The 22,078-nt window shown below is 65.9% G+C and carries 23 protein-coding genes and 1 tRNA gene; 17 read left to right on the forward strand and 7 right to left on the reverse strand.

The features are described 5' to 3' along the window. Nucleotides 1-48 precede the first annotated feature (48 nt). Complete coding sequence (locus tag JQK15_RS00140) at nucleotides 49-1,197, reverse strand: GGDEF domain-containing protein (RefSeq protein ID WP_214862842.1); 1,149 nt, start codon at nucleotides 1,195-1,197, stop codon at nucleotides 49-51. Between the two features lie 159 nt (nucleotides 1,198-1,356). On the opposite strand from JQK15_RS00140, the gene JQK15_RS00145 reads away from it, so the two are divergent. The 7 genes from JQK15_RS00145 to JQK15_RS00175 all read left to right on the forward strand — a co-directional run bounded on the left by JQK15_RS00145 (nucleotide 1,357) and on the right by JQK15_RS00175 (nucleotide 6,808). Beyond that, the gene (locus JQK15_RS00145; RefSeq protein WP_017499834.1) at nucleotides 1,357-2,262 is read left to right on the forward strand and encodes a YihY/virulence factor BrkB family protein; all 906 of its coding nucleotides are present in this window, start codon (nucleotides 1,357-1,359) and stop codon (nucleotides 2,260-2,262) included. 63 nt (nucleotides 2,263-2,325) lie between these two features. Continuing rightward, nucleotides 2,326-2,401 (forward strand) — tRNA-Trp (locus JQK15_RS00150). A gap of 173 nt (nucleotides 2,402-2,574) precedes the next feature. Further along, complete coding sequence (gene secE / locus JQK15_RS00155) at nucleotides 2,575-2,778, forward strand: preprotein translocase subunit SecE (RefSeq protein ID WP_004207893.1); 204 nt, start codon at nucleotides 2,575-2,577, stop codon at nucleotides 2,776-2,778. A gap of 36 nt (nucleotides 2,779-2,814) precedes the next feature. Further along, nucleotides 2,815-3,351 carry a transcription termination/antitermination protein NusG gene (gene nusG / locus JQK15_RS00160; protein ID WP_004207894.1) on the forward strand — a complete coding sequence of 179 codons (537 nt, stop codon included), beginning with the start codon at nucleotides 2,815-2,817 and terminating at the stop codon, nucleotides 3,349-3,351. A gap of 269 nt (nucleotides 3,352-3,620) precedes the next feature. Next, complete coding sequence (gene rplK, locus JQK15_RS00165; RefSeq protein ID WP_004207895.1) at nucleotides 3,621-4,052, forward strand: 50S ribosomal protein L11; 432 nt, start codon at nucleotides 3,621-3,623, stop codon at nucleotides 4,050-4,052. Nucleotides 4,053-4,056: 4 nt separating this feature from the next. Next, nucleotides 4,057-4,755 carry a 50S ribosomal protein L1 gene (gene rplA / locus JQK15_RS00170; RefSeq protein WP_004207896.1) on the forward strand — a complete coding sequence of 233 codons (699 nt, stop codon included), beginning with the start codon at nucleotides 4,057-4,059 and terminating at the stop codon, nucleotides 4,753-4,755. A gap of 316 nt (nucleotides 4,756-5,071) precedes the next feature. Next, nucleotides 5,072-6,808: a DEAD/DEAH box helicase gene (locus JQK15_RS00175; protein ID WP_004207897.1), complete on the forward strand. Its 1,737-nt coding sequence runs from the start codon at nucleotides 5,072-5,074 to the stop codon at nucleotides 6,806-6,808. Between the two features lie 72 nt (nucleotides 6,809-6,880). Here the strand turns inward: JQK15_RS00175 and ybaL are convergent, their stop codons facing one another. The 3 genes from ybaL to JQK15_RS00185 all read right to left on the reverse strand — a co-directional run bounded on the left by ybaL (nucleotide 6,881) and on the right by JQK15_RS00185 (nucleotide 9,145). Further along, nucleotides 6,881-8,515, reverse strand: a complete 1,635-nt coding sequence (gene ybaL / locus JQK15_RS00180) for a YbaL family putative K(+) efflux transporter (RefSeq protein ID WP_214862844.1) — start codon at nucleotides 8,513-8,515, stop codon at nucleotides 6,881-6,883. Between the two features lie 64 nt (nucleotides 8,516-8,579). Then, the gene (locus JQK15_RS27225) at nucleotides 8,580-8,708 is read right to left on the reverse strand and encodes a hypothetical protein (RefSeq protein WP_257211493.1); all 129 of its coding nucleotides are present in this window, start codon (nucleotides 8,706-8,708) and stop codon (nucleotides 8,580-8,582) included. A gap of 53 nt (nucleotides 8,709-8,761) precedes the next feature. Next, nucleotides 8,762-9,145, reverse strand: a complete 384-nt coding sequence (locus tag JQK15_RS00185; protein WP_097384165.1) for a hypothetical protein — start codon at nucleotides 9,143-9,145, stop codon at nucleotides 8,762-8,764. 190 nt (nucleotides 9,146-9,335) lie between these two features. Here JQK15_RS00185 and rplU point away from each other — a divergent pair, with 190 nt between their 5' ends. The 3 genes from rplU (at nucleotide 9,336) to JQK15_RS00200 (ending at nucleotide 10,789) form a co-directional block, all read left to right on the forward strand. After that, entirely contained in the window at nucleotides 9,336-9,632 is a 297-nt protein-coding gene (gene rplU / locus JQK15_RS00190; protein ID WP_004207901.1) for a 50S ribosomal protein L21, read from the forward strand. A gap of 27 nt (nucleotides 9,633-9,659) precedes the next feature. Continuing rightward, complete coding sequence (gene rpmA, locus JQK15_RS00195) at nucleotides 9,660-9,929, forward strand: 50S ribosomal protein L27 (protein ID WP_004207902.1); 270 nt, start codon at nucleotides 9,660-9,662, stop codon at nucleotides 9,927-9,929. A gap of 284 nt (nucleotides 9,930-10,213) precedes the next feature. Then, the gene (locus tag JQK15_RS00200) at nucleotides 10,214-10,789 is read left to right on the forward strand and encodes a GNAT family N-acetyltransferase (RefSeq protein ID WP_214862846.1); all 576 of its coding nucleotides are present in this window, start codon (nucleotides 10,214-10,216) and stop codon (nucleotides 10,787-10,789) included. A gap of 36 nt (nucleotides 10,790-10,825) precedes the next feature. Here the strand turns inward: JQK15_RS00200 and JQK15_RS00205 are convergent, their stop codons facing one another. Then, complete coding sequence (locus JQK15_RS00205; RefSeq protein WP_214862848.1) at nucleotides 10,826-11,353, reverse strand: GNAT family N-acetyltransferase; 528 nt, start codon at nucleotides 11,351-11,353, stop codon at nucleotides 10,826-10,828. Nucleotides 11,354-11,407: 54 nt separating this feature from the next. Here JQK15_RS00205 and JQK15_RS00210 point away from each other — a divergent pair, with 54 nt between their 5' ends. The 4 genes from JQK15_RS00210 to JQK15_RS00225 are packed head-to-tail and all read left to right on the forward strand — an operon-like array spanning nucleotide 11,408 to nucleotide 15,299. Next, entirely contained in the window at nucleotides 11,408-12,088 is a 681-nt protein-coding gene (locus tag JQK15_RS00210) for a TetR/AcrR family transcriptional regulator (protein ID WP_038292432.1), read from the forward strand. A gap of 30 nt (nucleotides 12,089-12,118) precedes the next feature. Further along, on the forward strand, nucleotides 12,119-13,213 hold the full coding sequence (obgE, locus tag JQK15_RS00215; RefSeq protein WP_004207911.1) for a GTPase ObgE: 1,095 nt from the start codon (nucleotides 12,119-12,121) through the stop codon (nucleotides 13,211-13,213). A 34-nt stretch (nucleotides 13,214-13,247) separates the two neighbouring features. After that, nucleotides 13,248-14,378, forward strand: coding sequence for a glutamate 5-kinase (gene proB, locus JQK15_RS00220; RefSeq protein ID WP_214862850.1), 1,131 nt, complete (start codon nucleotides 13,248-13,250; stop codon nucleotides 14,376-14,378). Between the two features lie 24 nt (nucleotides 14,379-14,402). Then, entirely contained in the window at nucleotides 14,403-15,299 is an 897-nt protein-coding gene (locus tag JQK15_RS00225; RefSeq protein WP_136186738.1) for an NAD-dependent epimerase/dehydratase family protein, read from the forward strand. Between the two features lie 463 nt (nucleotides 15,300-15,762). Here the strand turns inward: JQK15_RS00225 and JQK15_RS00230 are convergent, their stop codons facing one another. Then, nucleotides 15,763-16,287 carry a CvpA family protein gene (locus tag JQK15_RS00230; RefSeq protein ID WP_037512407.1) on the reverse strand — a complete coding sequence of 175 codons (525 nt, stop codon included), beginning with the start codon at nucleotides 16,285-16,287 and terminating at the stop codon, nucleotides 15,763-15,765. A 10-nt stretch (nucleotides 16,288-16,297) separates the two neighbouring features. After that, on the reverse strand, nucleotides 16,298-17,665 hold the full coding sequence (radA, locus tag JQK15_RS00235; RefSeq protein WP_048937564.1) for a DNA repair protein RadA: 1,368 nt from the start codon (nucleotides 17,663-17,665) through the stop codon (nucleotides 16,298-16,300). An 89-nt stretch (nucleotides 17,666-17,754) separates the two neighbouring features. On the opposite strand from radA, the gene JQK15_RS00240 reads away from it, so the two are divergent. From JQK15_RS00240 to JQK15_RS00250, 3 genes are all read left to right on the forward strand, one after another. Then, nucleotides 17,755-18,456, forward strand: a complete 702-nt coding sequence (locus JQK15_RS00240; RefSeq protein ID WP_048937476.1) for an endonuclease/exonuclease/phosphatase family protein — start codon at nucleotides 17,755-17,757, stop codon at nucleotides 18,454-18,456. Nucleotides 18,457-19,249: 793 nt separating this feature from the next. Next, nucleotides 19,250-21,583, forward strand: a complete 2,334-nt coding sequence (locus JQK15_RS00245) for a patatin-like protein (RefSeq protein WP_214862852.1) — start codon at nucleotides 19,250-19,252, stop codon at nucleotides 21,581-21,583. Continuing rightward, entirely contained in the window at nucleotides 21,580-22,077 is a 498-nt protein-coding gene (locus tag JQK15_RS00250) for a hypothetical protein (protein ID WP_026109311.1), read from the forward strand. Before JQK15_RS00245 ends, JQK15_RS00250 begins: the two co-directional genes overlap by 4 nt. Nucleotide 22,078 lies beyond the last annotated feature (1 nt).

Below are 22,078 nucleotides of genomic sequence, written 5' to 3' on the forward strand. Positions count from 1 at the left end.
TCTGTGTTGGAAGCGCTCGGCGCTTTCACCGATGGCGTGAATCAAGGCCTAAGCGATCTGGCGTTGCGGCCCCACAAATCGCAGCCCCTTGCGCTGCCGCTTGTCCGCATAGAGCCGCGTGTCGGCGACATGCAGGACGGCGGCGGCCTCCGCCCCGTCTTGCGGGAAGGTCGCGATGCCGAAACTGCTGCCCACCGACAGGCTGCGCCCCTGCCAGCCTACCGGCGCAGCGATCGCTTGCCGGATGCCGGGCATGCGCCGATGCAGGGCGTCGACATCGGTTTCCGCGTCATGGAGCAGCGCAAATTCGTCGCCGCCCAGCCGCGCAATGCTCACCGCGTCCGGCATCAAGGCGCGCAACCGACCGCCCAAGGATGTCAGCAGGACATCCCCTGCCTGATGGCCATGCTGATCATTGCACTGTTTGAAGCCGTCGAGATCGGCGAGCAGCACGCTGAAGGCTGCGCCCCGCTCCACCCGCTCTTCGATCGCCCGCATGAAGCTCAGCCGGTTGTCGAGCCCGGTCAGCGCATCGGTGCCGGCCAGCCGCGCCAGTTCGCGCTGCGACACCAGCATCGCTACCGTCTCGCGAAACTTGCCCAGCACCAGATTGGCCTGCATCACCGTGACGATCGCCATCATCACCGCCATCGCCCGCACGCCCAGATTGTCATAGAGCGCCATCTTCATCAGGATCGGCAACACCGCCGCGCCCATCGCCCCGATCGCCGCGCGTGGCACGCTGAGCAAGGTCGTCGCCGCAACCAGCGCACCGATGCCGATGAATACCGGCGCCACCATACAATAATAGATTTCGGTTTCAGTGAAGGCGTTGACCGCCCACAGTCCCGCCACCAACCCGGACGCGGTCGCGACATGCGCGACCCGTTTCAGACTGCGCGCCTGCACCCTGGCGTCGGTCGCGATCGGCACGCCGCGCCAGCGCAGCAGGGATATCGCACAGGCCAGGAAGATCAGCGCAGGCGGCGTCACCTGTTGCCACAAGGGCAGATCGCCCATCACCGCGAGCGCCATGGCGACGGCATTGGCCATGATCAGCAGGCACAAAAGCGGCAGCGCCTGATGGAAACGGCGATATTGGGTATCCAGCACGGCCTCGCGCGCGCTGTCCGGCACTGGTGCCGTGAACGGGCCGTCCCAGCCCTTCAGCCGCTGTTGCCAGCGCTTTTCCGCCACTTGTCCGCTCCCTGCCGCCTCGCCGCGAGCGGCCGTTGGTAGCGAAAGGGGGTTAATCCTCCAACAACGGGAAACCCTAACCGGGGAAAACCATGAGAGAGGCGAATCAGGGAACCCTATCGCCGTTCAGGCGCTACCCCTGTTCAGCAGGGGACAATCATGACCGAAACGATCGCCCAGCAGGTGCATGTCGATGCGCCATGGAAAATCCCGCCGCGTGCCTGGTGGGAGATATTGAAGCGCGTCTATGCCGCCATGTCGGCCAATCATCTGGGCCTGCTGTCCGCCGGCGTCGCTTATTATGCCTTCCTGTCGATCGCCCCGCTGCTGGCCGCCGTCGTCCTCACCTATGGCCTGGTCGGAGACCCGCAGATCGTCGCCCGCCACATGCAGGCGATCATCACCGTCGTGCCCGCCGATGCCGCCCAACTGATCAACGACCAGTTGCTGGGCATGGTCAGCGCGCGCAAGCCCGCGATCGGGTTCGGCCTGTTCCTGGCGCTGGGCCTGGCGGTCTATGGCGCCACCCGCGCCGCCTCCGCGATCATGGAGGCACTCAACATCGTCTATGCGCAGAAGGAAGGGCGCAACATCTTCGCCTTCTATCGCGTGTCGATGGGAATCACCTTTTCCGCCGTGCTGGTGGTGGTCGCCGGCGTCGTGACCGCGACGATCATCGGCCTGCTCCAGAAATTGCTGACCAACTGGGGACCGGGCGTGCTGTTCGCGATCAAGGCGACGACCTGGATCTGCGCCGGCCTGCTCGCCAGCAGCATCTTCGGCCTGATCTACCGCTTCGGCCCGCATCGCCGCCGGGTGCAATGGCAATGGCTGACCGTGGGGTCGATCGCCGCGACGCTGTTCTGGCTGGTGGCGACGCTGGGCGTCTCCTTCTACGTCTCGACCTTCGGCGATTACAACAAGACCTATGGCTCGCTCGCGGCCGTGGTGATCCTGCAGCTCTGGCTGTTCGTCTCCGCCTATATCGTGCTGCTGGGCGCCCAGATCAACGCGGAAGCCGAGCGCCAGACCAGCGCGCATATTCTTGTTGAAGAAGTTGCATAAAGTCGCTTGCCCTCCCCGATAGGCCACGCTAAAGCGCCCTCCTTCGCTGGCTCGGGCCAGTGCAGGAGTGTAGCTCAGTTGGTAGAGCGTCGGTCTCCAAAACCGAATGCCGTGGGTTCGAGTCCCTCCACTCCTGCCAAGCGAACTAGCCGCGAACCTTGAACAATCACGGGTTCGCGGCTAAGTGCGCTTAGCGAAGCATCGGTCGCGAAGCGCGACTGCCTCCCCCGACACCGACTTATCGCGGGAAACGGGAGGGCGGACCGCCGTTTCGCGCTTTGGTATTGATTTTGAAGGTGAGCTGACAGCGCGATGGCGAAGACTTCTCCGAGCGAATTCGTCAATCAGGTGCAGACCGAAGCGAAGAAGATCGTTTGGCCGACCGGCCGTGAAACGATCATGACCGCGATCATGGTCGTCATCATGACCTCATTGCTGGGCATCTTCTTCTTCGGTATCGACACCTTCTTCGGTGCGATCGTCCAGTGGCTGCTGAGCCTCGCATCGGGTCGTTGAACGCTCGGCGTTCAAAAGGGAGTTTAAGACGGTAACATGGCGCGCTGGTACATCATCCACGCCTATTCGGGCTTCGAGAACAAGGTCAAGGAATCGATCCTGACCGAGGCCGAGCGCATGGGCCTGTCGCAACTGGTCGAGCAGGTCGAGGTTCCGACCGAGACCGTGACTGAAGTGAAGCGCGGCAAGAAGGTCCAGGTCGAACGCAAGTTCATGCCGGGCTATGTCCTTGCCAAGCTGGCGATGAACGACGACGTCTATCACCTCGTCAAGAACACGCCCAAGGTCACCGGCTTCCTCGGTTCGTCGGGCAAGCCCCAGGCGATCAGCGAGAGCGAAGCCGCCCGCTATTTCGGCGCCCAGAAGGAAGCCGCCGCCGCCCCGAAGCACAAGGTCAATGTCGATTACGAAATCGGCGACAGCGTCAAGGTGCTGGACGGCCCCTTCGCCAGCTTCAACGGCGTGGTCGAGGAACTGGATTTCGAAAAGAACCGGGTCAAGGTGTCGGTGTCGATCTTCGGTCGCGCCACCCCGGTGGAACTGGACTTCGAACAGGTCGAACTGTCGAAGTAACCAGCCGCCGCAAGGCTGTTCAAAAAGGGTCGCCCGCTTTTCAGCCGGCGGCCCTTTTTGTTGGGGAAGCCCTGCGCTTTCGGCCGAATCGACCGAATGACAGACTCCCCCTTCCCTTTGGACAAGAAGGTCGCTATAGGGCCGCGCTTCCATGCCTCCCCTCGGGCGGCTGGACATGTGCGGGAGGTTCCCTTGCGGGAGCCGCTAGACCGCTAAACTTGAACCGGCAGATCTGCCCAGCAGGCCTGCCAGCTATAGAGTGAGTGAAAATGGCCAAGAAGATTACGGGCTATATCAAGCTCCAGGTGCCCGCCGGAGCCGCCAACCCCTCGCCGCCGATCGGCCCTGCCCTGGGTCAGCGCGGCGTGAACATCATGGAATTCTGCAAGGCGTTCAACGCCTCGACGGAAAAGATGGACAAGGGCACCCCGCTGCCGACCATCATCACCGTCTATGCGGACCGTTCGTTCACCTTCGTGACGAAGCAGCCGCCGGCCACCTACCTGATCAAGAAGGCCGTCAACCTGAAGTCGGGTTCGAAGGAGCCGGGCAAGGTCGTCGCTGGCAAGATCACCCGCGCCCAGCTCGCCGAAATCGCCCAGGCGAAGATGGCTGACCTGAACGCGAACGACATCGACGCTGCAACGAAGATCATCGAAGGTTCCGCTCGCGCGATGGGCCTCGAAGTGGTGGAGGGCTAAGACCATGGCAAAGCTGACCAAGAAGGCGAAGGCCCTGGCGACCGCGATCGACCGCGAAAAGCTGCACGGCGTTGACGAAGCGCTGGGCCTGATCAAGACCCACGCCACTGCCAAGTTCGACGAAAGCGTCGAAATCGCGATCAACCTGGGCGTTGACCCGCGTCACGCCGACCAGATGGTCCGTGGCGTCGTCACCCTGCCCGCCGGCACCGGCAAGGACGTTCGCGTCGCCGTGTTTGCCCGCAACGACAAGGCCCAGCAGGCGCTCGACGCCGGTGCCGACATCGTGGGCGCCGAAGACCTGCTCGAATCGATCCAGGCCGGCAACATCGACTTCCAGCGCGTCATCGCCACCCCCGACATGATGGGTCTGGTGGGTCGCCTGGGTAAGGTTCTGGGCCCCAAGGGCCTGATGCCGAACCCGAAGCTGGGCACCGTCACGCCGAACGTCGCCGAAGCCGTGAAGGCCGCCAAGGGTGGTCAGATCGAATTCCGCGTCGAAAAGGCCGGCATCATCCACGCTGGCCTCGGCAAGTCGAGCTTCTCGGCTGAAGACCTGCGCAAGAATTTCGACGCGTTCGTCGACGCGATCGTCAAGGCGAAGCCCTCGGGCTCGAAGGGCAAGTATGTCCGCAAGATCGCCCTGTCGTCGTCGATGGGTCCGGGCGTGAAGGTCGACGTGGCCGAAGTCGCCTCGATCTGATCCCGCTGGGATAAGAATTAAAGGGGCCGCCTTCCCTCCTTGCGGGGGAAGGCGGCCTTCTTATTTTATAGGACCAGCCGCTCACTCAAGAAGCGGCCCGAGGGCCACAAGGCCGGGCAAAGGGGCATTCGCCGCCTGCGCCATAGGGGGACACCCCTCCACCGTCGGCGATGTCGACGGTCCCCCTCCCCCGACAAGGGGAGGATTTTGGAACCAGGGACGCGACCTACCCCTGGGCTCTCCATGGCGGGAGCATGGCAGGTCTTCACGTATCCGTCGGGAATGGCGGGTCGCTTTACCGATGGAAAACGAAAAAATGTCTTTTGAACATCTCCCCTCCATGCTCGCCCAGGCGCTGACCACCAAGGGCTATGAGAGCCTGACCCCGGTCCAGTCCGAAGTGACGCAGGACGAAGCGCAGGGCCGCGACCTGCTGGTGTCGGCACAGACCGGCTCGGGCAAGACCGTCGCCTTCGGCCTGGCCATGGCCGCCGAACTGCTGACCGGCGGCGACAAGCTGCCCGTCGCCGGCCTGCCGCTGGCGCTGGTGATCGCGCCGACGCGCGAACTGGCGCTGCAGGTCAGCCGCGAGCTGGAATGGCTCTATGGCGCCGCCCGCGCCCGCATCGCCACCTGCGTCGGCGGCATGGACGCCGCCAAGGAACGCCGCGCGCTCAGCCATGGCGCCCATATCGTCGTCGGCACCCCCGGCCGCCTGCGCGACCATCTGGAACGCGGCGCACTGGACCTGTCGGGAATGCGCACCGTCGTCCTCGACGAAGCGGACGAAATGCTCGACATGGGCTTCCGCGAGGATCTGGAAGGCATATTGGACAGCGCGCCGGAAGATCGCCGCACCCTGCTCTTCTCGGCCACCATGCCCAAGCCGATCGTCGCGATGGCCAAGCGCTATCAGTCGGACGCGCTGCGCATCTCGACCGTCGGCGAAGAACGCGGCCATGGCGACATCAGCTACCAGGCCGTCACCGTCGCCCCGTCCGACATCGAGAATGCGGTGGTCAACCTGCTGCGCTATCATGAAGCCGAAACCGCGATCCTGTTCTGCGCCACGCGCGACAATGTCCGCCACCTGCATAGCAGCCTGACCGAGCGCGGCTTCGCCGCCGTGGCACTGTCGGGCGAGCATAGCCAGAATGAGCGCAACCACGCGCTCCAGGCGCTGCGCGACAAGCGCGCCCGCGTCTGCGTCGCCACCGACGTCGCCGCGCGCGGCATCGATCTGCCCAGCCTGACGCTGGTGGTCCATGTCGAACTGCCGCGCGACGCCGAGACGATGCAGCACCGTTCGGGCCGCACCGGTCGCGCCGGCAAGAAGGGCACCGCTGTCCTGATCGTCCCCTATCCGCGTCGCCGCCGCGTCGAATCGATGCTGCGTGGCGCCAAGATTCCCGTCGAATGGGGCACCCCGCCCAGCAAGGAAGCGATCCTGGAACAGGATAATGCCCGCCTGCGCTCGACCCTGATGGAAAAGGCCGAGCTGGACGAGGCCGATTGGGCACTGGGCGCCGAGCTGCTGGCGGAAAAGTCGGCCAAGGAAATCGCCGCGATGTTGGTGAAGAGCGCCCGCGCCTCGCTGCCCGCGCCCGAGGAACTGCTGGACCGCAGCGAAGCGCCGCCGCGCCAGGAAGGGCCGCGTCCGGGCTTCGAGGATACCCAGTGGTTCCGCATGGACATCGGCCGTCGCCAGAATGCCGATCCGCGCTGGATCCTGCCGCTGATCTGCCGCCGTGGTCATGTGTCGCGCGGTGACATTGGCGCCATCCGCATCACCACCAACGAAACCATGTTCGAAATCCCGCGCGCGATCGCCAGCCGCTTCATGTCGGCCGTCAAGCGCTCGGGCGAGGCCAATGACGAGGGCGCCGACGTGGCGTTCGAGATGATCGACGGCGCCCCGCGCGAGCAGGCCCGCGACAATCGCCGTCAGGGCAATCGCTCGAACGATCGTGGCCCCCGCCCGGCCGGTTACGCCCCCCGCCCCTTCAAGGGCGGACCCAAGCGTCCCGGCGGCCCGCGCAAGCCGCGCGGCTAAGGCCCGTAACATGACGTCCTGAAAAGGGCGGTGAACGATCGATCATCGTTCACCGCCCTTTTTCTTTGTCCCTCAGCCGACGCCGCAAAGCTGCAGCATGCGCCCGGCCAGTTCGCGTTCGCCCATGACGACATGGCGCACGCCCAGCGCTTCGAGATGCGCGACCTCGGCATCGCTATGGGCGCGGGCGATCACCTGCAGATTGGGGTTGAGATGGCGGGCATGCTCGTTGATCGCGCCGCCCTCGAACCCTTCGGGCACCGCGATCAGCAGATAGCGCGCCTCGCATATGCCCGCCGCCAGCAAATGCCGGTCCTCCAGCGCATTGCCGCGCACCACCGACAGGCCGGCCTCTTCCGCTTCCTCGACCCGTTCGGGATCGCCCTCGATCACCACGAACTGGACATGGCGCTCGGCCAGCCGCTTGGCGATCAGCTTGCCGACGCGGCCATAGCCGACCAGGATGACATGGCCGAGGCGCGGCTGATCGGTCGCGGTGTCCGCCTGCGTCTCATCTTCCTCCTTCTTGTGATCGCGCACGATCAGCGAGAAGAGGATCGGATTGATGAAGATCGACACGATCGCACCGGCAAGGATCAGGTCGCGCGCCTCCGCCGGCAACACGCCCAGCCCCGCCCCCAGCGACGCCAGGATGAAGGAAAATTCGCCGATCTGCGCCAGGCTGGCGGCAATCGTCAGCGCCGTGACATTGGGATGGCCAAAGGCACGGACGATGCCCCAGGCGGCGATCGACTTGCCGACGACGATAATGAGGACCGTTGCCAGCAGCGGCAGCGGCTGCTCGATCACCACCGCGGGGTTGAACAACATGCCGACCGACACGAAGAACAGCACCGCAAAGGCGTCGCGCAGCGGCAGCGTCTCCTCGGTCGCACGGCGGCTGAGCGGGGTTTCGCCCAGGATCATGCCGGCAAAGAAGGCGCCCAGCGCAAAGGACACGTCGAACACGATGGCGGCACCGAAAGCGACACCCAACGCGATCGCCAGCACGGCGAGGCGGAACAGTTCGCGCGATCCGCTATGCACCACCCAGTGCAGCGCCCAGGGGATGAGGCGACGGCCCACCACCAGCATCAGCACGACGAAGCCGACGACCTTGAGCAAGGTGCCGACCAGCGGCGCAATCAGCGCGCTCGCCCCGCCGCCCGCATCGGCATTGTTCATCACCCCCGCCAGCGCCGGCAGGAGGACGAGGGCAAGGACCATCACCAGATCCTCGACGATCAGCCAGCCGACCGCAATGCGACCCCGCCGCGTTTCCACCAGGTCCGCCCCCTGCAACGCGCGCAGCAGCACGACCGTGCTGGCGACCGACAAAGCCAGGCCAAAGACCAGCCCGCCCATCAGCGGCCAGCCCATCAGATAGCCAAGGCCCATGCCGAGCAGGGTCGCGACCGCGATCTGCACGATCGCGCCGGGCACGGCGATCGCCTTGACCGACAACAAATCCTTGAGCGAGAAATGCAGGCCGACGCCGAACATCAGCAATATGACGCCGATTTCGGCCAGTTCATTGGCCAGGCCACTGTCGGCGACGAAGCCGGGGGTGAAGGGGCCGACCATGATGCCGGCGACCAGATAGCCGACCAGCGGCGATAATTTCAGGCGATGGGCGATGGCACCCATGATGAAGGCCACGACGAGGCCGGCAACGATCGTCCCGATAAGGGGCGTGTGGTGAGGCATGAATATCCTTCCCTGTCCGCCGGCAGCAGGCCTTCATCCTGCCGCCGGCGCGGAACATTGTCTATTATTCGACGATGCCGAGCATCGCGATCGAGAGCAGGGCGCCGGCGGCACCGAGCCCTGCCATGACGACGGGCATGAACCAGCCGGGCGGATTGCGCCGGCCACCGCGCATCTTTCTTTTGCGGGGCATGATCTCAATTCCTTCTGTCTGACGGACGCCCGCCATGGCGGGCGGGAAAAATGTCAGAGGAAGGCGGGCGGGGCGCGGGCGCGGCGACTCCGCGCGCGAAGATGGCTGTAGCGGCCTGCCGGCAGCGGCAGGGGCGCGTCAGGCGCCAGACGGCGCCAGGAGAGCATGAGGGCGAGCGCCGCCGCCAGCAGCCAGGGCAAGGCCACCCCATCCCCATCAGGGCGGGGCGCACGTGCCAGATGCGGCGCAGGCAGCGAGCGCGCCTTGAGCACAACGCCGGTCGTGGCGGAACTGAAGGCGGAGCCATTGAGCTTGCTGGAAGGCGGGCCGTCCGGCGCGATCGCACACAGAAGCGCGACCAGGATCGCAGCCCACAGCGATGCGATGAAGGGCAGCCTGCCCTTGCCGGTCGCATCCTGGGGATGTAATCTGCTCATCGGCGCTTATATTCCCTTCCATCACCGATGTAGGAAGACTAAGAGCCAAAAACCAGCCCACAAGCTGGGCCCATGGCGGTTGACAGAATCGAGTCATTCCACTACCGGGCCACATTCCCGCGCGGGTCGAACAGGCTTTTTGTCCTCGACGATCTGCGTAAAGCAGATTTGAACGAGAAGAGACCAAGCCATGTTCGCTATCGTGCGCACGGGCGGCAAGCAGTATCGCGTCGCCGCCGGAGATAAGATCGTCGTTGAAAAGCTCGCTGGCGAAGCCGGCGACAAGGTTACGCTGGACGACGTCCTGCTGGCCGGCGAAGGCGGCGACCTGAAGGACGCAGCCAAGCTGACCGTCGCAGCCGAAATCATTGCGCAGGCGAAGGGCGAAAAGGTCATCGTCTTCAAGAAGCGTCGTCGTCACAACTATCGCCGCAAGAACGGCCACCGCCAGAATCACACGATCCTCAAGATCGTGTCGATCGCCTGAGCGCAGCTTAGATAAGGAGTTTAGGTCATGGCACATAAGAAAGCTGGCGGTTCGTCGCGTAACGGTCGCGATTCTGAGTCGAAGCGCCTTGGCGTGAAGAAGTTCGGCGGTCAGGAAGTGATCGGCGGCAACATCATCATTCGCCAGCGCGGCACCCGCGTATATCCCGGCCGCAACGTCGGCATGGGCAAGGATCACACCCTCTTCGCCCTGGGCGAAGGTCGCGTCGTGTTCCACGACGGCAAGCTCGGCCGCAAATATGTATCGGTCGACGCGGTAGCCGCGGCAGCCGAATAACGGACGATCGATGACGGGTCGTCCTTCGCAAAAGGGACGTCCCGCCTGATCGGCTTCGCACATAAGTGCGCCGATCGGGATCGAGGGAAAAAAGGGCGCCCCTTCACAGGGAGCGCCCTTTTTCCGTTCTGACGAACATCACCGGGCACTCCTCCCGATTTCCCTCAAACCTCTGGAACTACTGACCTTCTCGCGCGTCGTGCGGGCGGGGCTCAGCCAGAGAAGACCGTCGTCAAGCCGTCATGATTGGCAGCTATTGGCGCGCACGAAGAGGAGAGACGTGAATGTTCGCCCGTACCCCCCGCCTGCTGCTGCGGCCAGGCTGGATGGAAGATGCCCCCGCCCTGGCCCAGGCCATCGGCAATGACGCGGTCCTGCGCAATCTGAGCCGCGCACCCGCCCCCTATGGCCTGGCCGATGCCGAAGCCTTCCTGGCACTGCCGCAGGATTCGCGCATGCCGCGCCTGCTGGCCTTCACCCGCACCCAAGGCGCGCCGCGCCTGGTGGGCGGCTGCGGCATCCACGAGGCCGAGGATGGCACGCCGGAACTGGGCTACTGGATTGCCCGCCCCTATTGGGGCCTGGGCTTCGCCACGGAGGCGGCCCGCGCCGTCATGAGCATCGCCCGCGCGCATAATCTGCCCGCTGTCCGCGCCGTCCATTTCGCCGACAATCGTGCGTCGGGCCATGTCCTGCGCAAGATCGGTTTCCGCGCCAACGGCACCATCGAGCGGCGCTATAGCCCCGCTCGCGGGGCCGAGGCCGACTGCCTGGTGTTCGACGAGGGCGAGGCCGCCCGCATCAGCGTGGACTTTGCGATGGACCTATATGGCGACGCGCTGCCGGCGCTTGCCGCTTGACTGAAGTGCGCGGGCGCCGATCAGGGCGCCCGCCCCTCACCTCTGACAGGGCCGATCGAATACACGGGTCGGTGCGCCATGGAAATCGACTTCGGCCAGCGCGGCAAAGCCCAGTTTCTCCGCCACCTTGATCGACCCGCCATTGTCGGGCGCGATGATGCAGCGGATCGACGGCACATCCAGATGCGCATCGGTCCAGGCAAAGATCGCCGCCATCGCCTCGGTCGCGATGCCGCGCCCCCAGGCGGCCGGCCCCAGCACCCAGCCCGCTTCCGGCACGCCGTCCAGTTCAGCCAGGCCCCGCGCCGCGCTCAGCAGCCCCGCCTCGCCCAGCAATTCGCCATTGGTGCGATCCTCGATCGCCCACATGCCATAGCCGAGCAGCGCCCACATGCCGGCATAGCGCAGGATGCGGAACCAGACCGCCTGCGCATCGAGCGCCGCGCCGCCGATGAAGCGCACCACGTCGGGATCGGCCCATAGCGCCTGGCAGGCAGGATAATCCTCCACCCGATGCGGGCGCAGGATCAGGCGGTCGGTGGTGAGGATCGGTGCATCGGTCATCGCCAATCTATGGGCGGCCGCGCAGGGGCCGGTCAAGCAACCCCGCACATGGCTATGGCCTTCCCCCCGCCCCTGTGTCATGGGCAGGGCACGTTGCCCGAACCGATCCCCCTCAAGCGCTCGCGCCTCAGCCCCGACGAAAGTCGCCTGATTGCGCTGGAAGCCGCCCGCGACCTGCTGCTGGAAGCAGGGCCGCAGGCTGTCACGCTAAAGGCGGTGGGCAATCGCATTGGCCGTACCCACGCCAATCTGCTCCATCATTTCGGATCGGCCGCCGGCCTGCAGAAGGCGCTGGCCGGCTATCTGGCCGATGCCATCACCGCCACGATCGGCGACGCGGTGAATGCTGCCCGGCGCGGCGAGGTCGAGCCCCGGCGGATCGTCGACATGACCTTCGACGCGTTCGACGCGGGCGGCGCCGGCGCGCTGGCCAGCTGGATGCTGGCGTCGGGCAATGAGGATGCGCTCGACCCGGTGGTCGATGCGATCCACCGGCTGGTCGACAAGCTGGCCGCGACGGCGCTCCGCCCGCAACTGGCCGAGGTGATCCGCGACAATACGCTGATGCTGGTCCTGCTGGCGCTGGGCGATTCGCAGATGGGCGGCCCGATGGCCGCTGCGCTGGGCCTCAATCGCGAGAAAGCGCGCGAACTGGCGGCCCGCAGCCTGGTCTCCGCCCTGACCGAAGAAGCGCGGTTGACGGCGACGGCAAAAGTGTCGCAAGCTAAGGTTTAATTTTGCCCAAGAAGACGCTATGGGCGCGCCATGCATTTTCTCGATCAAGCAAAAATCTATATCAAGTCCGGCTGGGGCGGTCCCGGCGCGGTCAGCTTTCGGCGTGAAAAATATGTCGAATATGGCGGCCCGGACGGCGGCAATGGCGGCAAGGGCGGCGACATCATCTTCGAGGCCGTGGCCGGCCTCAACACGCTGATCGACTTCCGCTACACCCAGCATTTCAAGGCGCAGCGCGGCATGCCCGGCATGGGCAAGAACCGTTATGGCGCCGGCGGCAACGACCTGATCGTCAAGGTGCCGGTCGGCACCCAGATATTGTCCGATCCCCAGCCGATCGAGGGGACCGAGGACGAAGACGGCTATCCCGAATATGAGGAACAGGAAATCCTGGCCGACTTCACCGAGGTCGGGCAGCGTGTGAGCTTCCTGCGCGGCGGCGACGGCGGCCGTGGCAACCTGTCCTACAAGACCAGCACCAACCGGGCGCCGCGCCAGCATGGCACCGGCTGGCCGGGCCAGGAAATGTGGGTCTGGCTGCGGCTCAAGCTGCTGGCCGATGTCGGCCTGGTCGGCATGCCCAACGCCGGCAAGTCGACCCTGATCAACCAGGTGACGAACACCAAGGCGAAGGTCGGCGCCTATGCCTTCACCACCACCAAGCCGCAGCTTGGCGTGGTGCTGCACCGTGATCGCGAATTCGTGCTGGCCGACATTCCCGGTCTGATCGCGGGCGCGGCCGAGGGCGCGGGCATTGGCGACCGGTTCCTGGGCCATATCGAACGCTGCCGCGTGCTGCTGCACCTGATCGACGCGACCGGCGACGACCCGGTCGAAGCCTTCCGCATCGTCACCGACGAACTCGCCGCCTATGGCGGCGGGCTGGACGAAAAGCCGCAGATCGTGGTGCTCAACAAGGGCGACCTGCTGGGCCAGGAACTGATGGAAGACATTGCCGAACAGTTGCGCGAGCAGGCCGGCGTGGAAGATGTCTTCATCATCTCCGGCGCGACCGGCGAAGGCGTCACCCCGTTGCTCGACGCCGTGCTGGAAATGCTCGACGAGGATCGTGAAGAGGACGACGCCGACGACAGCGACGGCGAAGCCACCTGGTCGCCGATCTGAACGGATCACCCCGCCCTCCTATTCAGTAGCGATCATGACCGACACTCTGTCCGGCTTTCCCCCTGCCCTAGTCCGCCGCCTGGTCATCAAGATCGGGTCGGCGCTGCTGGTCGATCCGGCCGGGGAAGTGCGCGTCGACTGGCTGCGCACGCTGGTGGCCGATGTCGCCGCGCGAAAGGCGGCCGGGCAACAGGTCATCATCGTGTCGTCAGGCGCAATCGCGCTGGGCGCGCGCCGGCTGAAGCTGCCCAAGGGCGGGCGCGGCAGCCTGGAGGATGCGCAGGCGGCGGCCGCCACCGGCCAGATCGCCCTGTCGCAATGCTGGGCCAGCCTGCTGCATGAAAAGGGCATTACCGCCGCGCAGATGCTGGTGACGCTCGACGATCTGGAGCATCGCCGCCGCTATCTCAACGCATCCGCCACGCTGGAGCGACTGATGGCGCTCGACGTCGTGCCGGTGGTGAACGAGAATGACAGCGTCGCCACGGCGGAGATCCGCTTTGGCGACAATGATCGGCTCGCGGCGCGCATCGGACAGGCGGCACGGGCCGACGCGGTTGTGCTGCTGTCGGACGTGGACGGGCTTTACACCGCCAACCCGCACGCCGATGCGAATGCCATGCTGATCGAGAGGATAGAGCGCATCGACGCGCGCATTGCCGCCATGGCCGACACCGGTTCGGCTTCGGGCATGGGGTCGGGCGGCATGGTGTCGAAAATCCAGGCGGCCCAGATCGCCACCGGCGCCGGCGCCCATCTCGCCATCATTTCGGGCAAGGTCGACGCCCCGCTCAGCCATTGGGCCAATGGCGGCCGCGGCTCCATCTTCCTGGCCGCCGAAAGCCAGGGCGCGCGCAAGGGCTGGCTCTCGGGCCGCCTCACCGTGCTCGGCCGGATCATCGTCGATGCCGGCGCCGAAGCCGCTCTGGGCAAGGGCAACAGCCTGCTCCCGGCCGGCGTCGCGCAGGTCGAGGGTGTGTTCGCGCGCGGCGACGTGGTCGACATTCTCAATCAGGACGGCCGGGTGATCGCCCGTGGCCTCACCGAATATGACAGCGAGGCCGCCGCGAAGATCGCCGGCCGCCGCAGCGAGGACATTCCCGCCCTGCTCGGCGAAATGTCCCGCACCGTGCTGGTCCATCGCGACCATATGGCGATGGTCTGACCTATTATGTCCCTTAGAATTGCCATGACCGGCGCGACGGGTTTCGTCGGCGCCGAAACGCTCGATCAGGCGCTGGCCGCCGGTCTTCAGGTCAACGCCCTCACCCGCCGGGCGCAGCCACCCCGCGCCCATCTCAAATGGGTGCCCGGCTCGCTCGACGATACCGCCGCGCTCGACACGCTGGTGCGCGACGCCGATGCCGTGATCCATATCGCGGGCGTGGTGAACGCGCCCGACCGCGAGGGGTTCGAGGCGGGCAATGCGCGCGGCACGATGGCCGTGGTCGACGCCATGCGCAAACGCGGTGTGCGCCGGCTCGTCCATGTCTCCTCGCTCGCCGCGCGCGAGCCGGGCATGTCGGACTATGGCTGGTCGAAGGAACTGGCCGAACGCCATGTGAAGGCCAGCGGCCTCGACTGGACGATCGTGCGCCCGCCCGCCATCTATGGCCCCAATGACCAGGAGATGCTGGAGCTGTTCCGCATGGCCAAGCGCGGCATCATGCTGCTGCCGCCCGGCGGCCGGCTGTCGGTGATCCATGTCGCCGATCTGTCCCGCCTGCTGCTGACGCTCGCCTGCGAAAAGGAGCAGAGCCAGACCCGCACTTATGAGGCGGACGATGCGACGCCCGGCGGCTGGGACCATCAGGAATTCGGCCAGGCGATCGGCCGGGCCGTGGGCCGCAATGTCCGCACCTTCGCGACGCCGCAATGGCTGCTGGCGACCGCCGCCCGGCTCGACCGGCTGGTGCGCGGCCGCAACGCCAAGCTGACCCCCGACCGGGTCGATTATTTCTGCCATCCCGACTGGGTCGTCGCCAAGCGCAAGCAGCCGCCCAAGCGGCTGTGGACGCCGCAGATCCCGACCGAGGAAGGGCTCAAGGCCACCGTCGAAGCCTATCGCGCCAAGGGCTGGCTGTAGCCCGCCCAAGGACACGGGCCGCGCGGGTCACGACCGAAGTTCATAGTGTAAACGGCCTTTTCCGGGCATTTGCACCTGCTTCGCTCCCATGATGCACCGCCCACGCGCCGGTAACGCGCCATGGCAGGTTCGGCAGACGCGCCCGGCACGCCCCGACAAGGCCCCACCCGCGCACCAGCGCAGCGACAACGACGCACCCGTCGCGCGCCATTTGCATGGATAGCGGAGGCAGGATGAGCGGCAGCGTCATGCCCCAGATTAGAACAGGGGCAGAGTTGTAGGACAGCGGCATGCGGGCGTGACGGATCGAGTTTCGATCAAGAACCGCCCATCCCATCATCGTCACCCTGAACTTGTTTCAGGGTCCATTCCTCCCAATAGACCAATGGTTTGTTAGGCTTGATGGATGCTGAAACAAGTTCAGCATGACGTCGGTGGGATGGCCGTAAGCCATCCAACCCGGTCACGCCGCCGGATCGGACTCCGCCGGTTTCTGCGCGCGCTGTTCGTCGACAAATTCGCTGATCGCCTTGCCGCTGGCGTTGAGCAGCGGATAGGTGCGGGCGTCGGACAGCCAGTCGGGGCGGCGTGCGCCGCTACCGTAGAATGTGTCATAGACCAGGGAGAAGGCGAGGAAGACCAGGGTCGCGCCAATCAGGCCCTTGATCGCGCCGAAGCCGCCGCCCAGCACCCGGTCGATCGGGCCGAGCACCGACTGGCGGGTACGCTGGCCGATCGCGCGGGCGAGCAGCTTGCCCGCACCAAAGGTGACGGCGAAGATCAGGAAGAAGGCCAGCACCGCCGCCCCGCTCTCGCTGCCGACAAAGCTGGTCAGCAATTCGGTGACGGAAGCGTGGAACAGGCTGATCGCGAAGATGCCCGCGACCCAGGCGATGAGCGAGAGGGTTTCGGTCACGAACCCGCGCAGCAGGCCGAATATGGCGCAACCGCCGATGAGGAGGAGGACAAGGATATCGACGGCGTTCATGCCGCGCTGGCTATCCGCGCCCGAGCATCTGGTCAACCAGCTGCGCAAGGGTGCGGAAGCCGCTGACCGAAATCCCCTTCACTCCGTCCGCGCCCGACGCCGGCACGAAGGCGCGGTTGAAGCCCAGTTTCGCCGATTCCCGGAGCCGCAGCGGCGTGTGCGAGACGGGGCGGATCTCGCTCGACAGCGCAATCTCGCCGAACAGTACGACATCGGCGGGCACCGGCCGTTCCGACAAGGCCGACATCAAAGCGGCGGCGACGGCCAGATCGGCAGCCGGATCGGACAGGCGATAGCCGCCCGCGACATTGAGATAGACTTCGCAGGTCGAGAAGCTGAGGCCGCAGCGCGCCTCCAGCACGGCGAGGATCATCGCCAGCCGGCCACTGTCCCAGCCGACCACCGCGCGCCGGGGCGTTGCCCCGCTCGACAGCCGCACCACCAGCGCCTGAATCTCGACCAGCACCGGCCGCGTCCCTTCAAGCGCGGGGAAGACGGTGGCGCCGGTCACCGTCTCGTCGCGATTGGTAAGGAACAAGGCGGACGGGTTGGCGACCTCCTCCAGCCCCTCGGCGACCATCGAGAAGACGCCGATCTCGTCGGTGCCGCCAAAGCGGTTCTTGATCGCGCGCAGGATGCGATATTGGTGGCTGCGCTCACCCTCGAACGCCAGCACCGTGTCGACCATATGTTCCAGCACGCGCGGGCCCGCGATGCTGCCATCCTTGGTGACATGGCCGACCAGGATCAGCGCGGTGCCGCGCTGCTTGGCGAACTTGATCAGTTCCTGGCTCGACGCGCGCACCTGGCTGACGGTGCCGGGCGCACCCTCGATCAGGTCGCTGTGCATGGTTTGGATCGAATCGATGATGAGCAATGCGGGCGGCACGCCGTCGCTCAGTGTCGTCAGGATATCGCGCACCGATGTCGCGCTCGCCAGCTGCACCGGCGCATTGCCCAGGCCCAGCCGCTGGGCGCGCAGCCGCACCTGGTCCGACGCTTCCTCCCCGCTGATATAGGCGACGGTCAGCCCGCGCGAGGCGACCCGCGCTGCCGCCTGCAACAACAGGGTCGACTTGCCGATGCCCGGATCGCCGCCGATCAGCGTCGCCGATCCCGGCACGATGCCGCCGCCCAGCGCCCGGTCGAACTCGGCGATGCCGGTGCTGGTGCGCGCGGGCAGTTCCACCTTGCTGTCGAGGCCGATGAGCGTGATCGCCCGACCACCACCCTGCAGGTCATGCTTGGCGGAAAAGACGGTCTCGGCCGCTTCCTCGACGATGCTGTTCCATTCGCCACAGTCATCGCACTGCCCCTGCCACCGGCCGGAGACGGTGCCGCATTGCTGACAGACGAATTTGCGCTTTGCCTTGGCCATCGCCCACGCATAACAGAACATAAAAGGAACACAAACGCGATCTTGCATCGAGGCTGGAAACCCCCGCGCCGCTGGCGCATTGAAGCAGCATGTCCGCCACGATCCGCGTCGCCAGCTATAATATCCGCAAGGCCATCGGCACCGACCGCCGCCGTTCACCCGAGCGGGTGATCGACGTGCTGAACGAGGTGGATGCCGACATCATCGCGCTGCAGGAGGCCGACCGGCGCTTCGGCATACGCTATGCCGCGATCCCGCCGCTGCTGCTCGACCGCCAGAGTGGCTACAAGCCGGTGCCTCTCAACGTCCAGACCGACAGCATGGGCTGGCACGGCAATGCCATCATCGTCCGCAAGGAGGCGGAGGTCGCCGCCTATGACGTGCTGCACCTCCCTTGCCTGGAACCGCGCGGCGCGACCATGGCGGAGGTCGCGATCAAGGGCGCGACCCTGCGCGTATTCGGCATGCATCTCGACCTGTCGGGCCTGTGGCGGCGCAAGCAGGCGGCGGCGGTCATCCATGCCGCGGCCCAGGGCCATGCCCTGCCGACGGTGCTGATGGGCGACCTCAACGAATGGAGCGCCGAACGCGGTTGCCTCGCCGACTTTGCCCGCCATTACAGCTTCGCACCCTGCGGCCGCAGCTTCCACGCCCGCCGCCCGGTCGCCCGGCTCGACAGGATCATGCATTGCGGCCGCATTCGCCTGGTCGACAGCGGCGTCCACGAAAGCGCCGCCGCGCGCAAGGCGTCGGACCATCTGCCGATCTGGGCGGAATTCCGGGTCGGGTGAATGCGGGCGCGTGTTGGGGATGGCTGAGGGTCTGAAGACGACCATTCACTGTCGTCGGCTTGTTCGATCGTCGGTCAGAAAAGCGGACCTTGCCGGTTCCGTCATCCCGGACTTGATCCGGGATCCATTCAGCGCTCCCCATCCGCCATAGCGCAGAATGGATCCTGACTTTCGTCAGGATGACGCCGGCTAGAACTTGCAAGAAACGACCAGTTCAAGACGTCAGGCCGTTCCGTCATACTCACCGATTGCAGCCTCTAACCAATGCCGGTACCATCGAGCCACGGGAGAAATGGCCATCCAATGAGCGAAGACCCGCGTAACTCTCTATTTCTGTGGTTCAACGGCTTGGCTTTTGCTGCCTTGCTTTGGGCGGGTCTCCATTTCAGCCCGTTGCAAGGCGTTAAGCGCGATTGGATGAATTTGGGCGGGGGGCTGCTCTGCTTGTTCAATTTCGGTTGGCTGTGCTGGGGGCTTTGGCAGCGCCGGGCACCAAACCCCAAAAACCCAAACCGACCTTCGTAGGTTTTCCGTCAGCTATTGGCTTTGGCTCGCGTCTAAGCCGCCATTCCGCTCCCCACCCCATTTTGTCATTCCCGCGTAGGCGGGAATCCATCCCCTGACCTTGCATCTGGTCCGACGCTGGAGAGATGGATCCCCGCCTGCGCGGGGATGACGGTGGAAAACAGGCCGTTGCTTAGCCACCCACCTCCGCCCCCCCTTCCCGCTTTCGGACAGGGGGGGGACATTCCGCCTCTCGACAAGGCGGCCTGGCTTTGCGATCCCTATCCCCATGAGGGAGAAGGAATTACGCCTCGCGCTCGTCTGTTATGGCGGGATCAGCCTGGCCGTCTACATGCACGGCATCACCAAGGAAATCTGGCACCTGACGCGGGCGAGCCGGGCTTTTCATGACGGGGTGGCGCCGCAGGGGGCGAGCGAGGCGGTCTATCATCGACTGTTCGCCGATATCGAGGCGGCGAGCGGCACGCGGCTGCGCATCCTGCCCGACATCATCGCCGGCGCCAGCGCGGGTGGCATCAACGGCATCTTCCTGGCCCAGGCAATCGAGACCGGCCAGTCGCTGGAGCCACTCACTGCGCTGTGGCTCGACAATGCCGATGTCGACGAACTGCTCGATCCCGACGCCCGCCCCGCCCGCGCGCTGACCAAATTCTGGGCGACGCCGCTGGTATGGATGGCCGCGCGCCGCCCCGGCGACGCGGTCGAGCGCACGGTGGCGCCCGACACGCGCGAAGAGGTGCGGATGAAATTGTCGCGCTTCATCCGTTCGCGCTGGTTCGAGCCGCCCTTTGGCGGGGAAATATTCTCGACCATGCTGCTCGACGCGTTCGACGCCATGGCCGCCACGCCGGCCGGGCCGTCGCTGCTGCCCGACGGCCATCCGCTCGACCTGTTCGTCACCGTCACCGATTTCGACGGCCATGTGCAGAGCCTGAGCCTCAACAGCCCGCCCCAGGTGATCGAGACCGAGCATCGGCTGTCGATCGGCTTTCGCGGCCGGGGCGGCAGCGCCAGCGGCTTTGCCGATCCGGCCGAACTGGTCTTTGCCGCGCGCGCCACCGCCAGCTTCCCCGGCGCCTTTCCACCCTTCACCGTGCGCGAACTGGACCGGGTATTGAAGCGCCGCCACCGCGCCTGGCCCGGCCGCGACGCCTTTCTGGCGCGCGTGCTGCCGCGCCGGGCGGCACGGGGCGAGGCCGAGGACGCGGTGCTGATCGACGGATCGGTGCTGGCCAACGCCCCCTTTGCCCAGGCGATCGGCGCGCTCAAGAACCGGCCGTCGCGGCGCGAGGTCGATCGCCGCTTCGTCTATATCGATCCCAAGCCCGGCCACCGGTCGATCCACCTTAATCGCGAGGGCGAGGAGGAAGCCGCGCCGACCGGCGAGAATATGCCGCTCCCCGGCTTTTTCCGCACCATCTTCGGCGCGCTGTCGGACATTCCGCGCGAACAGCCGATCCGCGACAATCTGGAGGCGATCGACCGCCATTCCGCCCGCATCCGCCGCATGGGCCGGATCATCCAGGCGCTGCGCCCCGGTATCGAAGCGGAGGTGGAGGGGGCGATCGGCCGCATGCTGTTCCTCGACCGGCCAACGCCGGCGCGCCTGTCCGCCTGGCGCGGCAAGGCGCAGCAGCGCGCCGCCGCATCGGCCGGATTCGCCTTCCCCGCTTATGCCCATCTCAAACTGTCGGGCATCGTCGAGGATCTGGCCGCGCGGCTGTTCCAGCTGAGCGGCGAGGATGCGCCGATGATGCGCGAAGCCTATCGCCAGGCGATCTGGAAGCAGGTGCGCGCGATCGGCGCCGACCAGTTGACCGAGGATGCCGGCTCCGCCGCCGCGCCCGTCCTCTTCTTCCGCACCCATGACCTGGCCTTCCGCATCCGCCGCCTGCGCTTCCTGGCGCGGCGGCTGGCCGAGACGCTGGAATTAGAGGCCGATGCCGACAGCGAAGCGGTGCAGGCGATGCACGACGCCATCTATCGCGCGCTCGCCCTCTACACCGAATGCGAGGGCAATGATTTCTACAATGACCATGTCCGCGCCGCCGCGGCGCAGGTGCCGACCGACGCCGGTGCCGCGCTGGAGGCGATGGCGCAGGCGCGCGGCCTGCGTGCCCGCGACGAGGCGGCCGACATGCTGCTGGCCGAGGCGCTCGCCAACTTGCCCAAGGCGGGGCGCCGCACCATGTTGCTGGCCTATCTCGGCTTCCCCTTCTCCGACATCGCGACGTTACCGTTGCTTCAGGGTGACGCTGTCGATGAATATGATCCGATCAAGGTCGACCGGATTTCGCCCGAAGATTGCACCGCCATCCGCGCCGGGGGCGCCAACGCCACGCTAAAAGGCATTGAATTCAACAATTTTGGTGCCTTTTTCAGCCGGGTCTATCGGGAGAATGACTATCTGTGGGGCAGGCTCCATGGGGTGGAGCGTTTGCTGGATATCGTAATTTCCGCAATTCCTGCCCCAACCCGTCTTCCCGAAGGGGCGCTGCGCAACTATAGGCGGGCGGCGTTTCTGGCGATCCTCGACGAGGAAGAGTCGCGCTTGCCGCATGTTGCGGATCTGATCGCCGGACTGCGGGAGGAAATCGGGTGAAGGGGCGTTTGAAGCTGTTTCCGATGATGCTGGCGCTGGTGCTCGTCACCGGCTGCAAGGGCTCGTCCGATGACAGCGCACAGGCCGCCCCGGTCAGCGCACCGCAACAGGTGGCTGTTGCCGTGGTCCAGCCCGATCCGCCGCCACCCGCTCCGCCCGCCGTCCTGCCTTCGCGCCCGGCGCCGATCGTCACCGTCGGCCCGCCCGGCCCGACCAATTCGCTCGACCTGCCGCCGTCGAGCAATGCGGCCCAGCCCGCCCCCTTCCCGCGCGAAGTCACCGCCTTCATGGTCGACCGCGACAGCTGCGACCATTTCCGCGGCGAGGAACCCTATGATGCGGAACGGCGCGCCTATATCGAGGAAAGCGTCGCCGAACTCTGCTCCGGCACCGACGCGAAGCTGGCCTTGCTGCGCAAGCGCTACGAAAAGATGCCGGATGTCATCAGCGCGCTGAGCAGCTATGACGCCCGGATCGAGGGCGAGGAACCCTGAG

It is taken from the genome of Sphingobium sp. BHU LFT2 (assembly GCF_018604485.1).
GTDB lineage: Bacteria > Pseudomonadota > Alphaproteobacteria > Sphingomonadales > Sphingomonadaceae > Sphingobium > Sphingobium yanoikuyae_A.

What these genes read in the sequence shown, in the direction of transcription:
- JQK15_RS00145 (WP_017499834.1), top strand. Translation starts at nt 1,357, where the DNA reads ATGACCGAAACGATCGCCCAGCAGGTGCATGTCGATGCGCCATGGAAA.
- secE (WP_004207893.1), top strand. Translation starts at nt 2,575, where the DNA reads ATGGCGAAGACTTCTCCGAGCGAATTCGTCAATCAGGTGCAGACCGAA.
- nusG (WP_004207894.1), top strand. Translation starts at nt 2,815, where the DNA reads ATGGCGCGCTGGTACATCATCCACGCCTATTCGGGCTTCGAGAACAAG.
- rplK (WP_004207895.1), top strand. Translation starts at nt 3,621, where the DNA reads ATGGCCAAGAAGATTACGGGCTATATCAAGCTCCAGGTGCCCGCCGGA.
- rplA (WP_004207896.1), top strand. Translation starts at nt 4,057, where the DNA reads ATGGCAAAGCTGACCAAGAAGGCGAAGGCCCTGGCGACCGCGATCGAC.
- JQK15_RS00175 (WP_004207897.1), top strand. Translation starts at nt 5,072, where the DNA reads ATGTCTTTTGAACATCTCCCCTCCATGCTCGCCCAGGCGCTGACCACC.
- ybaL (WP_214862844.1), bottom strand. Translation starts at nt 8,515, where the DNA reads ATGCCTCACCACACGCCCCTTATCGGGACGATCGTTGCCGGCCTCGTC.
- JQK15_RS27225 (WP_257211493.1), bottom strand. Translation starts at nt 8,708, where the DNA reads ATGCCCCGCAAAAGAAAGATGCGCGGTGGCCGGCGCAATCCGCCCGGC.
- JQK15_RS00185 (WP_097384165.1), bottom strand. Translation starts at nt 9,145, where the DNA reads ATGAGCAGATTACATCCCCAGGATGCGACCGGCAAGGGCAGGCTGCCC.
- rplU (WP_004207901.1), top strand. Translation starts at nt 9,336, where the DNA reads ATGTTCGCTATCGTGCGCACGGGCGGCAAGCAGTATCGCGTCGCCGCC.
- rpmA (WP_004207902.1), top strand. Translation starts at nt 9,660, where the DNA reads ATGGCACATAAGAAAGCTGGCGGTTCGTCGCGTAACGGTCGCGATTCT.
- JQK15_RS00200 (WP_214862846.1), top strand. Translation starts at nt 10,214, where the DNA reads ATGTTCGCCCGTACCCCCCGCCTGCTGCTGCGGCCAGGCTGGATGGAA.
- JQK15_RS00205 (WP_214862848.1), bottom strand. Translation starts at nt 11,353, where the DNA reads ATGACCGATGCACCGATCCTCACCACCGACCGCCTGATCCTGCGCCCG.
- JQK15_RS00210 (WP_038292432.1), top strand. Translation starts at nt 11,408, where the DNA reads ATGGCCTTCCCCCCGCCCCTGTGTCATGGGCAGGGCACGTTGCCCGAA.
- obgE (WP_004207911.1), top strand. Translation starts at nt 12,119, where the DNA reads ATGCATTTTCTCGATCAAGCAAAAATCTATATCAAGTCCGGCTGGGGC.
- proB (WP_214862850.1), top strand. Translation starts at nt 13,248, where the DNA reads ATGACCGACACTCTGTCCGGCTTTCCCCCTGCCCTAGTCCGCCGCCTG.
- JQK15_RS00225 (WP_136186738.1), top strand. Translation starts at nt 14,403, where the DNA reads ATGACCGGCGCGACGGGTTTCGTCGGCGCCGAAACGCTCGATCAGGCG.
- JQK15_RS00230 (WP_037512407.1), bottom strand. Translation starts at nt 16,287, where the DNA reads ATGAACGCCGTCGATATCCTTGTCCTCCTCCTCATCGGCGGTTGCGCC.
- radA (WP_048937564.1), bottom strand. Translation starts at nt 17,665, where the DNA reads ATGGCCAAGGCAAAGCGCAAATTCGTCTGTCAGCAATGCGGCACCGTC.
- JQK15_RS00240 (WP_048937476.1), top strand. Translation starts at nt 17,755, where the DNA reads ATGTCCGCCACGATCCGCGTCGCCAGCTATAATATCCGCAAGGCCATC.
- JQK15_RS00245 (WP_214862852.1), top strand. Translation starts at nt 19,250, where the DNA reads ATGAGGGAGAAGGAATTACGCCTCGCGCTCGTCTGTTATGGCGGGATC.